This is a genomic window from Chryseobacterium sp. MEBOG06, from assembly GCF_021869765.1.
In the GTDB taxonomy this organism is placed as follows: Bacteria; Bacteroidota; Bacteroidia; order Flavobacteriales; family Weeksellaceae; genus Chryseobacterium.
Genome location: NZ_CP084580.1, coordinates 1,887,999 through 1,900,333 on the forward strand (window position 1 = coordinate 1,887,999; position 12,335 = coordinate 1,900,333).

A 12,335-nucleotide genomic window follows, 5' to 3' on the forward strand; every position below is an offset into this window, starting at 1 on the left:
TTTTTAAATTTATTCAAACCAGACCGTACTCATGAAAAATTTGATTTTCATACTCTTTGTTGGCCTTTATCCGGCGCAGCAAACATGGAACCTGCAGGAATGTCTCGACTATGCATCCGCCCATCATCCTTTAATAAAACAGGCTGCCATAAATGTTGAGAAAAATGATAAACTGATAACAGGATCAAAAGGAATGCTGCTGCCCTCCGTAGAAGCAGGCGTAAGGAATACCTTTAGTTTTGGTTCTTCCATTAATCAGTCCAGTAACCAGAGAGAAGCCCTCAATACCCAGTATGACCAGTTTACAGCCCAGGCAGACTGGAGCCTTTTCAACTGGAGAAATATTTTGGATATATCTTTGTCTAAGCTGAATAAAGAAACCAGTACCTATAAACTTAAACTGGCTCAGAACAAAGTAAAACTGAACGTGATCCAGATGTTTTTTGCGTACCAGAACAGCAAAAGCTGGCTTGGAGTGCTGGAGACCCAGATCTCCGGAATGCAGGATCAGATCAAACGTACCGAAAAAGAAGTAGAGATCGGAAACAGACCCAAAAGTGACGTATACGACATCAAAGCGAATTTGGGAACGCTGCAGGAGCAGTGGGTATCTGCTAAAAACCAGCGTGACCAGGCAAAGATTAATCTGCTTAATGCGTTGTCTGTGAGTCAGGATTCAGTGGATTTTGTAATGAGTGACGAAAATCTTTTTTCTGAAGCAGAATTTCATGATCCGGATTTTACAAAAAAACTGCTGGAAAAAAATCCTGCCTACCAATCTGCTATTGCCGAGATTAAGGCACAGGAAAAGAAAAAAGATATTGCAAAAGCAGGATATCTGCCAACTTTAAACGGCAGTTACAGCTGGTCTACTTTTTATAATAAAGTGTTGGGCAATGATGATGGTTCTAATATCCGTTTCTCTGATCAGTTTTCACAAAACAAAAACCAGACTGTTTTCTTTGGACTTACTGTTCCTGTTTTTAATAAGTTACAGGTAAAAACCAATGTGGAAATTGCAAAACTGAACATCATCAATTCCAATTACGATAAAGAATTGGTTATTAATGATCTTACGCAAAATATTAATTCAATCAAAGCACAGTTTTTAAATGCTCAGGAGAAATATAACCTGCTGGAGGCCAATTTTGAAAATCAGAAACTGTCATTCCAGAAGTCAGAAGAAAAATATAAGGAAGGACTGATGGATGCCTATACCTTTTTTGTTGTCCGGAACGGATGGCTTCAGGCCAATTATAACCTTATCAGCAGCAAAAATGATGTTATCCAGCAGACAGAACTTCTAAAAGTATTAGAATCAGGATTTTAAATTCAGAACATTCATACATTTCCAGAAAGCAGTCTTCATTTTTTTTGAAGGCTGCTTTTATTTTGAATTCAATATTGATGAAAAGTATCCTTATGTTTAAATGAGCTTAAGCATTTATATTTTTTGAGGCTGGTGCAGTTGAAGCCTGGTCAAAGTTAATACGTTTCAGATTTCAGAATAATGTTTAATAAAAAAGGATATTCCAAACGTTCGGAATATCCTTTTTAAAATTTATGGAGTAGTCAGCTGCTGAATCACATAACTGTCCTTATTAAGCGTATGGGCTGAAAAATACCCCAGAGCTCCGTTGCTGATATTGCTGGGAGGGTTGGAAGGAGTTACGCCGCCGCCGTTTCCTCCGGAAATCTGAAGGAGGGCATTATAATAAGTAAACACATTAGCACTGATGCACTGCATTTCTACATGAATAGTATCTCCTACCACTACCTCGTGATCTCTGCCTTTGTTATCATCATTAGGAAGAAGGAGAGGCTGTTGATTGGGCAATCCGTTGTTAACGTTGTCTGAAAAGACATTCATGTATTTCTTAGTAAGATTATTGATGGTAAAAGTAAAAAGATAACGGTTCCCCAATGGTGCCGGATCTGTAAACAGCGGCAAAAGGGTATAGGTAACTTTATCACCAAATTTGAATGAACTCTGTTGCAGCCCGTCAAGATTAACGGGTTCCGGCATAGTACTCTGAGCAGTATACTCCTTTCCTTCGGCCTTTACGTTCAGGGTGTAAGTTCTGCCCGGATCCCCATAAAAAGTAGTAGTTTGGTACATTCCATTGCCTATATAATGCAGCGTTTCCATCTGTCCTGTATTGTCACTTAAAATAACCTGAGCTCCGGTAACGGCTGGATATTGATTAGGTTCCGAAAAACCAACGGATTTTGTGATTTTCACAGTATAAGGTCCCGCTTTATCGGTTACATTTCCTTCAATGACAATGTTTCCGCTTTGATCACTAAGGTCTAAGTCAATTTCTTTTTCACAAGAAGTTAATGCAAACAGGGATAATATGATAAAAAATGAATTTTTCATGATTTAGAATTTGAAGTTATAAGTGATGTTAGGTACCCAACGGAATAAAGAAACCTGCGTAGCACGGGTTGTTCCCTGACGGTCAGGATTATCTTCGAAGTTAATAATATAGGCATTTTCACGGCCATACAGATTATAAATACCGAAAGTCCATGAACCGCGGAAACGTTTATTGGTGCTTGGTTCATAAGTAGCACTTACGTCCATTCTGTGATAAGCAGGCATTCTGTCTGCATTTCTGTTGCTGTATTGGAATACAGTTTGTCCGTTCAGTTCATATTTCCCTGTAGGGAACGTTACTGCATTTCCTGTGCTGTAAACAAAAAGCCCTGAGAAGGTCCATTTTGGATTAAGCTGATAAGTAGCCACTACTGAAAGGTCGTGAGTTTTATCCATTCTTGCGTTGTACCACTCATTATTATTGATCCCGTTGATCCTTCTTTCTGTTTTAGACAAGGTATAGGAAATCCATCCTGTAAGCTTTCCGGTTTTCTTTTTTGCAATAAGTTCCAGACCATAAGCCCTTCCTTTACCGAATAAAAGTTCACTTTCTACATCAGACCCTGTATCAAATCCAATCTGAGCCCCGTTTTTGAAGTCGATTTGGTTTTGCATAGACTTGTAGTATACTTCAGCATTCAGTTCATAATTGTTATTGTTGAAGTTTCTGCTGTAGCCCGCACTGATCTGATCTGCAATTTCAGGTTTTACTGTATAACTGCTTCCAATCCACTGATCTGTGGGATTCCCACTGTTACTGTTGCTTAGAAGATGCAGGTTCTGAGTATTACGGGAATATCCGGCTTTTACACTGCTGACCTCGTTGATGCGGTAATTGGCTGTAATTCGCGGCTCAATATTGACATATGTTTTCCCGAATTTCCCTTTTTCCAAAAACTGGCTGTCCGTAAGAACGCCATTTTCATACGTGTTGAAAGTATCACCCCCCAATACACTGAACATGGAAAGTCTTGCTCCATAATTAACGGTCAGCTTTTCTGTTGCTTTAAAATCATCGTTAATATACAAAGCATTTTCCCATGAGTATCTCGGGTTTCTTGGATAACTGCTCACGCTGGTTCCAGAGGCACTGCTGGGGATAATAGTATGGTAAATAGACTGAAGTCCAAAACGTACAGAATGCTTATTCCCTGCAAACCATGTAAAATCCTGCTTAAGGTTCCAGTCCTTTATTTTTGAATTTAAATCAAATACATTATCATCATTTTTCAGACTGATTTTATAATCATAATCACTGTAGATAAATGAGGTATTTGAGAATAATTTACTGCTGATAATGCTGTTCCATCTTAATGTAGCTGTGGTGTTTCCCCAATCTGTGGAGAATGTGTCACCCAGCCCCAGCACATCCCTTCCGAAATATCCGGAAAGATAAATACGGTTGTTTTCATTGATCTGATAGTTTGCTTTCAGATTCAGATCATAAAAATATAATTTGTTGTCTTTATAATCTTTAGTTGTTTTAAGGAACAGATCGGCGTAAGTTCTTCTCCCTGAAACAATAAATGATGATTTTTCTTTTTGAATAGGTCCTTCCACACTCAATCTGCTGCTGATCAGGCCAATTCCTCCGTTGACGTTATAATCCTGATTATTACCATCCTTCATTTTTACATCCAGTACAGAAGAAAGTCTTCCTCCATACTGAGCAGGGCTGTTTCCTTTGATAATGCTTGCATCTTTTAATGCATCACTGTTGAAGGTACTGAAGAAACCAAGAAGGTGTGAGGCATTATAAACCGGAGCTTCATCCAGTAAAATAAGGTTCTGGTCTGTAGCACCACCTCTTACACTGAATCCGCTGCTTCCTTCACCACTGCTTTTGATCCCTGGTAACAGCTGTATGGTTTTCATGACATCTTTTTCTCCAAATAAAACCGGAAGCTTTTCGATGTTTTTAATACTTAATGTCTCAGTTCCCATCTGAGCTGTAGAAAGGTTTTTGTCTTTCTTAACTCCTGAAATGATTACTTCATCAATTGTTTTGGATTTTTCTTTCTGTTCTTCCTGGTTTAGGGGAAGATCCAGTTTTATATTCTGGTCAACAGTGATCTTTTGCTCAAAATCCTTATAACCGGGATAAGAAATGATCACTGTATAATTTCCCTCCGGTAATGATAAAGAATAGAATCCATATTCATTGGCTATAACATTAATAGAAGGATCTTCTGCTATTTTTACTCCTACTCCGATCAGAAGTTCTCCGTTTTTCTGGTCTTTTACCGTTCCGCTTACCGAATATTTCTGCTGTGCCATAGCCCAACTGCTGAGACAGAGTGCGGCAGAAGCAGCAGCAATTTTAAAAAAAGATGTTTGCATTAAGTTTATTTTTTTAAAGTAGTAGAGATTTCTTTATATAGGTTATAGTTTGTGAATGTTGAATTAGTTGGAGAGGAAGGAGATTAGTTACACAGGAAAGGTAGATTATTGAATAAATCCGTGGTAAAAAGGCTTTGCCTTGTCATCTAATGCATTCTTCCATCGATTTAAGAGGCAAAGATAACCGCAAATTCTTATAAATAATATTATTATGCATTAAATATTTCTTTTTTTAACAATAAATTGATTTAGCCGTAAAATGTTAAATATTAATACTTTTTAGATAGAATTTTATTATGTTATATAATCCATGTTCATATTATTTTTATGGTGTAAACAATGTGTTAATTTTATAATTGTATTATTTTTTTTATCATATTGACTGTGTAATAATGAATGGATATATAAAATAAGAAAATAAATTTATTTTGAGCTTTAAAAGACTCTACAGGTGGTATTATATTCAGTAATATAGTTTTACATGATCTTTTTAAACCAGGGAGTGGCCAGTTTAAAATAACATAGTTACAGAAGATTTGATGCCTATCATCATATTGATTATCTGTTGCCTATCTTGCTGGGAAGTATATTGTATTTTCTTTTAAAAGCTGCTGAAAAATGGCGTGGGTTTTTATAACCGATAATATCCGAAATTTCACTGATGTTCATATGGGTGTCAAGAAGCATTTTTTTAGCCTCTTCCATTTTCATATCATTCCAGAAACCGAAGACTGTTGTTCCGAAAAGCTCTTTAAATCCCTTTTTTAAAGTAAATTCATTGGTGCCTGCATGGTGGGCCAGATCATTTAAAGAGCAGCTGGTACTAAGGTTATTGAGAATATAATCCCTTACAGCATACATCTTCTCTTCATCTTTTTTTACAATGGGTGATTTCGAAGATTCGTTGTGGAAAAGCTGTTCCAGTTGTAAAAGAAGCAGTTCGCTTACTTTGGCCTCCAGATATATCCGTTTAAAGACTCCCTTTCTGTCACAATGCATGATGTCATTCAGAATCTCATACATTTCAAGGCTGATCCGGTTGTGATCCGGTGTGATCAGTGATGACTGCTGTTTTTCAATCGTATTTCTGAAAGTCTCAAACAAGCCCGAATACTCAGGCAGAAATTTTTTAAAGAAAGAAGGAGCCAGGTTGATTTCCAGCAAATGAAGATCCGGACCGTAAAAATCCATTTTTCCCTGCATACGGTGGGCATAGATAATATTATGCTGATAGCTGTCAAACTGTACTGTTTTTCCAAAGTTTTCCGAACTTGCCATGCTTTTTCCTTTAAGGGCAAAATGCATTTCCACCGTATCGAAATCACTCTCGAAATACAGCTGAAGCTGGTTGTCCAGTGAAATATTTCCAAAACTGATATGGACATTTTCAAAGCAGATCTCATGGTAAAATCCATTACCATAAGGAGGGATCAGCTGGATGATACACTCCTGTATATCTCCGTCATGGACGTAATAGCTGTCAGGATAATTTCGCTCTATGAGCATTTTTCCGACACTTTCATCATATAAGCGTAATGTCATTTTTCTTTCCTTTGGTTAAGTTCTCCTTTTCACGGACTTTTTATTCCGTTTCACATACCCATACTGTTGAGTATACTTTCTACTTTTGCACAAAGGTAATAATTATTTAGAATCATTCTTAATAACTAAATCTATTTTTCATGAAAGAATATAAGAAAAGGAAAAACGGAATTGCAAGATTGCTGGAGATAGCGGGAAGAAGAAAACTACTGTTGCTCATATCTGGTTTTTTATCCGTACTACATGCATTGCTGAGTCTGGTTCCCTACATTCTGATATTTTATATCATCCGTGAACTGACCAGAGAAAGAGTGGATTTCAGCCTGGCCCGCCAATACATTATTTATGCAGTCATTGCAGCGGTGGTAAGTATGTTTGTATTTTTTGTTTCAGGAATTTTATCTCATATCGCGGCGTATCATATTTTATTCGAATTAAGAAGGTTCATTGTAGATAAAGTAGGGAAGCTCCCGATGGGATACCTTAATAACAGAAATTCGGGGGCATTGAAAAAGATACTGTCTGATGATGTGGAAAGAATTGAAAACTTTATTGCCCATCAGATTCCTGATTTTGTGAAAGGAGTAGCTTTGCCGGTGATTACAATTATTTTCCTTTTTTTCCAGGACTGGAGGCTGGCTGTTATCAGTTTTGTTCCCTTGATTATTCTGGCTATATGGATTCCCATCATGTTTGGAGGGAAAAAAGCCAAAGGAATGATGAAAAACTATCACCAGTCTTTAGAAGATATGAATTCCGGAATTGTAGAATATGTGCGGGCAATGCCTGTGATGAAAATATTCGGACAGTCTGCGGAAACTTTTGATAAATACGGAAATACCGTGAAGCAGTTCAATGGCTTCGTTAATGATTGGGTGAAAACAAGTACCCCTGCGTTTGCCGTATTCATGAGCTTTATCAGTAATGCGATGCTTCCGGTACTTGCGCTGGGCCTGTATCTGTACTTTGAGAACGGGGTAACCCTGGCTACTTTGCTGTTGTTTCTGATTCTGGGGACAGGCTATATCAAACCGCTTTTTGTACTGAGCAATATGGGAATACAGATTTCAATAATCAACAGGGGAGTAGAACAGATTGATGAACTTTTGTATCATAAAAACTTAGAAGAAAGCCATGAAAATCATCATCCGGAAAATCTCAGTATTGCATTTAAGAATGTAAGCTTTGCGTATGATGAGAATAATCTTGTATTGGAAAATGTTGATTTTGAGATCAGGGAAAGGTCCATTACAGCGCTGGTGGGCCCTTCAGGAGCAGGTAAAAGTACAGTAGGACAACTTTTAGCCCGCTTCTGGGACGCCAGCGAAGGAAGGATAACCATTGGCGGAATTAATATCAAACATTACCCTCCGGAGCAGCTTATGCAGATGGTTTCTTTTGTTTTTCAGGACAGTTTTATGTTTCAGCAAAGTATGTATGAAAATATCCGGATGGGAATGGATAAAACCCGTGCAGAGGTAGAAGAGGCAGCCAAGGCCGCTCAGCTTCATGAGATGATCAGTAATCTTCCGGATGGCTATGATACATTATTCGGGCAGTCCGGGGTACATCTGAGTGGAGGTGAACAGCAGCGTTTTCAGTTGGCCAGAGCAATTCTTAAAAATGCTCCGATACTGATTCTGGATGAGGCCACAGCATTTGCAGACCCGGAAAATGAATTCATGATTCAGCAGGCATTCAGCCAGTTGATAAAAGATAAGACGGTACTGATTATAGCCCACAGACTAAGCACAATTACCGATGCAGACAAGATTATAGTTTTTGACAAAGGAAAGCTTATTTCGGAGGGAAAACATAAGATCCTACTGGAAGAAAGTGAACTCTATAACAGAATGTGGAATGCCCACATCAGAGCCAAAGAATTTGTAATGTAAAAGATAACAGAAACAGTATTATGAGAAATTTTAAAGCAATACAGACAGAATTTACAGTAAGCAGAAAAGAATATATCACACCGCATTATATCAGGATTTTTCTGACAGGAGAAAAGGTCTCTTTAATAGCCAATACGACGGTAGGAGTGAACAATAAAATTCTTATTCCGCCAAAAGGAGCAGACCAGGTTCACTTTCCGGAATTTGATTATGATAAAATGCAGTGGAAAACTCAGCCTGAAGAAATTCGTCCAACTATAAGAACCTATACCCATCGCGGGATTGATCTTGAAAATAATGAGATCTGGATTGACTTTGTTGCTCACGGAGATGAAGGTCCGGCGTCTGCATGGGCCCTGGACGCTAAGAAAGGAGATTTGATAGGGGTAGTAATGAAAGACGGGAAAACAGAGCTTTATGGAAAGGCTGATCATTATATCCTGGTAGCTGATTCAACGGGAATTCCCGTATTAGCAGCAATTCTGGAAGACCTTCCGGCAACGGCTAAAGGAATCTGCATCATTGAAGTTGATAGCCAAGAAGATGAACAGAACTTACAAACACTTGCGGAGATTGAATTTATCTGGATTTATAATGAGCACCCTCAGCAGGGCAGCAGACTTGCGGAAGTAGTCAAAGAACAGGTGCTGCCTGAAGGATCGCGCTCCGGTTATGTAGCAGCAGAATTTTCATCAGTAAAAGAAATCCGAAGATATCTCCGAAAAGATAAACAATGGAAACAGGAAGAGCTCTATGCCTATTCGTACTGGAAATCCGGAGTCGCAGAAGATAAATCTGCAACAGAAAGGCATGCGGAGAATTCCGAAGCCGACGTTCACTAATACCTGTCTAATGGTTATTTAAAACTATAACTCTGACTAAAAATTAATGATTTACAGAAAAATATATGAAATATTCAAATAAAATAAATTGGTCTTTTGCAGCAGCCGTTATCGTCTCGGTTTGTTGGCTTATTGGCGATATTTACGTTGCCGGATTTGATCCCAATCCAGCCGATTATCCGTTGTTTTCAAAAACTTATGCAGACCATGTGAATGTTGAATTTGCAACTTTGATGCTGGAGGGCTCAACTGCCAGACTGATGTTTGGTGCGCTGATTGGGGCACTTACAGGTCCATTATTAATTCCTGCAAGCTGGCTGGTTTATCAGTTTTTTAAAGACACCCAGAAATGGTACGCGGTTTTTGTCTATTGGGTATTATTGGCAGGAGCCGTTCTGTCTCCTTTAGGTCATGCGGGATTCTTTTATGTAGGGGAAATCTATAAAGCGGTTTATCATACAGATCCGGTTTCACACCTTTACCTTTTAGATACAGGAAAAGCATTTATGAAGATGCTGAATATTGCCTGGGGAGCGGCCATAGGTGTATTGGCAATCGGCTGGATCTCATTTGCCGTATGCATTCTTTTAAATAAAACCCTGCTTCCTTGGTGGATGGCTTTGCTGACACCGTTTGTGCTGACTATGTTCATTATTCCTGTTAAAAATATGCTGCCTCTGCCGTATTCAGGATGGGTGGGCGGAGCTATATTCAATATTGCTTATCTGATATTCTTCAGTTCACTGCTGTTCCTGTTCAGAGGAAAATTGATGAAAGAATATGAAACTTCTAAAAGAGCTTTACAATGATAAAAAACTTAAAGTATGTCACCTCCTTCAATCCGAAAGATACCCGGAAAGTTGCTTTTACGGAGATTGTACACAGTATGCTTATCGCTGCTCCCTCAGGTATCCTGCTGGTGGTAGTGTGGGAGCTTTTTTCAGAAAAGCCGGATCATACAAGAATTTGGTCCGTAGTTGCTTTGATGGCGGTGATGCTTCTTATTCAGTTTTTTGTGGCTTCCCGTTCCATGGTGAGATCGAATCTTCTGGTATATGATCTCTCTACAAAACTGCGCATTAAACTTGGAAACCATATTCAAAAATTTTCTTTGGGATTCTTTAAACAGAAAGATCCGGGAGAGATTGCTTCTATTGTTTTGCAGGATGTTGCCAATTTTGAAGGAATATTCGGACACAGTATTGGCAACCTGGCTTCTGCCGCATTTGGTACCGTTTTACTATCCGTTTTTCTTTTTGTATATGACTGGAGACTGGCACTTTGCCTTTTACTGGCTTTACCACTCATATATCCTTTTTTAAGGATAGCCAATTATTTGGTAAGCCGTTTAGGAAAAAAACAGATTGCGGCCAGAAATACAGTAGGAGCGAAATTTTTAGAATATGTACAGGGAATCCGCCATCTGAAATCCTATGGGCTAACGGGAAAAAGGCATAAAGGACTTGAGGATTCTTTTGATGATCTTCGCCGAAAGAGTATTCGTATGGAAGCTATTCCAGGGCCATTCATTGTGACGGCAGCTATCGTCTTTGAGATTGGTTTTATAGGAATGACGGCACTTGGATTGTATTTTCTTCTTCAGCAGTCCATCACCATTCCGGTACTCATTACTTTTCTGATCATGGGATATAATCTGTATAATCCTTTGAAAGTAGTAATGGTGGATTACCTGATGCTGAGGTATATGAATGAAAGTCTGGCCCGGATTATCGGAGTTTTGGAAGAGCCTACCATGGAAACCCCAAAAGATGAGCTTCCTGAAAACTATGAAATAGGTTTTAAAAACGTGAACTTTGGATATCAGGATAGAATGACTTTAAAGGATATCAATTTTACTGTTCCTGAAAACTCGATGCTTGCTTTGGTAGGGCACTCAGGTTCAGGAAAAACAACAATTGCATCGCTTATTGCCAGATTCTGGGATGTGAATGAAGGAAGTATTACTTTGGGAGGAATCGATATCCGAAATATTAATCAGGATAAATTTTACAAGCTGATCAGTGAAGTGTTTCAGGAGGTATACCTTTTTGATGATACCATTTATAATAATATTAAAATTGGAAATCCTGATGCTTCAGAAAAAGAGGTGTATGACGCTGTTGAGCAGTCACAATGTATGGAATTTATCCGGGAACTACCAGATGGAATTCATACAAAAGTAGGAGAAGGGGGATGCAAATTATCAGGTGGGCAAAAACAGAGAATAAGTATTGCAAGAGCTTTGCTGAAAGATGCTCCGGTTGTTTTGCTGGATGAAGCTACGGCGAGCCTTGATCCTGAAAACGAAATATATATTCAGCGTGCCATACATGAACTGGTACAGTCAAAAACAGTTGTTGTTATTGCCCATAAACTATCTACGATACAAAATGCCAGTCAGATACTGGTTCTGAATGAAGGAAAAATTGCAGAAAAAGGAAACCATGAGGAACTTTTGGAAAAAAACGGAATTTACCGCACAATGTGGGATATACAAAAGCAGTCAAACGGATGGAAGGTAAAGTACACAAATGAAATTCTTGATGTATGCTAAAAATGAAGAGGTGTCTTTTTCTCGGTAAGAAAAGACGTCATGCAGGAACGGGCCTTTAAGTCTTCGGATTTAAAGGCCTTTTTCTTTGGAAACATTTGCCGTTTACTGCCAAATCAAATATTAGCCTTATATTGCTGTAAAGAATTATCAGTAAAGAATATGGAACGACTGAAAAAATGGTTAAGAAGTAACTGGTCTACGGCAATCTTAATGATTCTGTTCATTATATTATTAGTAAATAAAGACGCTAAAGCATGGCTGATGAGACAGGTTGCTTCTACAGGAATTCTGAATTCCCATATTTCGGAACCAAAAGAAGATCATTCCGGATCAGGATATACGTCTTATGCAGGTTTTATACTGAAGAATGAAGATGGAACGGTCACTGATGTTTCTGATTTAAAAAATAAAGTGGTTTTTATCAATTTCTGGGCATCCTGGTGCCCTCCCTGCCGTGCAGAATTTCCTTCTGTTCAGAAACTCTATGAAAAATATAAAAGCAATCCGGATATAGTATTTCTTACTGTCAATATGGATGATAAGACAGAACTTGGAAAAACTTACTTACTGGAGAAAGGGTTTTCAGTTCCTTTTCTGGTCCCTGCTTCCAGTATTCCTGATGTACTCTATAACGGTTCATTGCCAACGACAGTTGTTCTTGATAAAAAAGGAGAGATTCGTCTTCACCATACCGGAGTGGCCGATTACAGTACAGACTCTTTTTATGAACAGATTGATGAGCTGTTGAAACAAAAATTATGATGTATTAAAACTCTGACATT

General features: G+C 38.4%; 9 protein-coding genes. 6 read left to right on the top strand and 3 right to left on the bottom strand.

Features of this window, described 5'->3' with window-relative positions:
- Positions 1-31: 31 nt before the first annotated feature.
- Entirely contained in the window at positions 32-1,330 is a 1,299-nt protein-coding gene (locus LF887_RS08665) for a TolC family protein (protein ID WP_236858733.1), read from the top strand.
- Between the two features lie 231 nt (positions 1,331-1,561).
- Here LF887_RS08665 and LF887_RS08670 read toward each other — a convergent pair whose 3' ends face one another.
- From LF887_RS08670 to LF887_RS08680, 3 genes are all read right to left on the bottom strand, one after another.
- Positions 1,562-2,380 (bottom strand): DUF4249 domain-containing protein, encoded by an 819-nt coding sequence (locus LF887_RS08670; protein ID WP_236858734.1) that lies wholly within the window; start codon positions 2,378-2,380, stop codon positions 1,562-1,564.
- A gap of 3 nt (positions 2,381-2,383) precedes the next feature.
- The gene (locus LF887_RS08675; protein ID WP_236858735.1) at positions 2,384-4,720 is read right to left on the bottom strand and encodes a TonB-dependent receptor; all 2,337 of its coding nucleotides are present in this window, start codon (positions 4,718-4,720) and stop codon (positions 2,384-2,386) included.
- Positions 4,721-5,278: 558 nt separating this feature from the next.
- Positions 5,279-6,262 (bottom strand): helix-turn-helix transcriptional regulator, encoded by a 984-nt coding sequence (locus tag LF887_RS08680; RefSeq protein WP_236858736.1) that lies wholly within the window; start codon positions 6,260-6,262, stop codon positions 5,279-5,281.
- Between the two features lie 140 nt (positions 6,263-6,402).
- Here LF887_RS08680 and LF887_RS08685 point away from each other — a divergent pair, with 140 nt between their 5' ends.
- The 5 genes from LF887_RS08685 (at position 6,403) to LF887_RS08705 (ending at position 12,315) form a co-directional block, all read left to right on the top strand.
- Positions 6,403-8,157 (top strand): ABC transporter ATP-binding protein, encoded by a 1,755-nt coding sequence (locus tag LF887_RS08685; protein ID WP_236858737.1) that lies wholly within the window; start codon positions 6,403-6,405, stop codon positions 8,155-8,157.
- 20 nt (positions 8,158-8,177) lie between these two features.
- Positions 8,178-8,999, top strand: coding sequence for a siderophore-interacting protein (locus LF887_RS08690; protein WP_236858738.1), 822 nt, complete (start codon positions 8,178-8,180; stop codon positions 8,997-8,999).
- A gap of 65 nt (positions 9,000-9,064) precedes the next feature.
- Positions 9,065-9,808: a DUF6796 family protein gene (locus LF887_RS08695; protein ID WP_236858739.1), complete on the top strand. Its 744-nt coding sequence runs from the start codon at positions 9,065-9,067 to the stop codon at positions 9,806-9,808.
- Positions 9,805-11,553, top strand: coding sequence for an ABC transporter ATP-binding protein (locus LF887_RS08700; protein WP_236858740.1), 1,749 nt, complete (start codon positions 9,805-9,807; stop codon positions 11,551-11,553). The genes LF887_RS08695 and LF887_RS08700 overlap by 4 nt, the downstream gene beginning before the upstream one ends.
- A 159-nt stretch (positions 11,554-11,712) precedes the next feature.
- Complete coding sequence (locus tag LF887_RS08705) at positions 11,713-12,315, top strand: TlpA family protein disulfide reductase (RefSeq protein ID WP_236858741.1); 603 nt, start codon at positions 11,713-11,715, stop codon at positions 12,313-12,315.
- The last annotated feature ends 20 nt before the right edge of the window (positions 12,316-12,335 follow it).

Excerpts from the sequence above, each read along its gene's own strand:
- LF887_RS08685 (WP_236858737.1), top strand. The coding sequence starts at position 6,403 with ATGAAAGAATATAAGAAAAGGAAAAACGGAATTGCAAGATTGCTGGAG.
- LF887_RS08680 (WP_236858736.1), bottom strand. The coding sequence starts at position 6,262 with ATGACATTACGCTTATATGATGAAAGTGTCGGAAAAATGCTCATAGAG.
- LF887_RS08690 (WP_236858738.1), top strand. The coding sequence starts at position 8,178 with ATGAGAAATTTTAAAGCAATACAGACAGAATTTACAGTAAGCAGAAAA.
- LF887_RS08665 (WP_236858733.1), top strand. The coding sequence starts at position 32 with ATGAAAAATTTGATTTTCATACTCTTTGTTGGCCTTTATCCGGCGCAG.
- LF887_RS08700 (WP_236858740.1), top strand. The coding sequence starts at position 9,805 with ATGATAAAAAACTTAAAGTATGTCACCTCCTTCAATCCGAAAGATACC.
- LF887_RS08705 (WP_236858741.1), top strand. The coding sequence starts at position 11,713 with ATGGAACGACTGAAAAAATGGTTAAGAAGTAACTGGTCTACGGCAATC.
- LF887_RS08675 (WP_236858735.1), bottom strand. The coding sequence starts at position 4,720 with ATGCAAACATCTTTTTTTAAAATTGCTGCTGCTTCTGCCGCACTCTGT.
- LF887_RS08670 (WP_236858734.1), bottom strand. The coding sequence starts at position 2,380 with ATGAAAAATTCATTTTTTATCATATTATCCCTGTTTGCATTAACTTCT.
- LF887_RS08695 (WP_236858739.1), top strand. The coding sequence starts at position 9,065 with ATGAAATATTCAAATAAAATAAATTGGTCTTTTGCAGCAGCCGTTATC.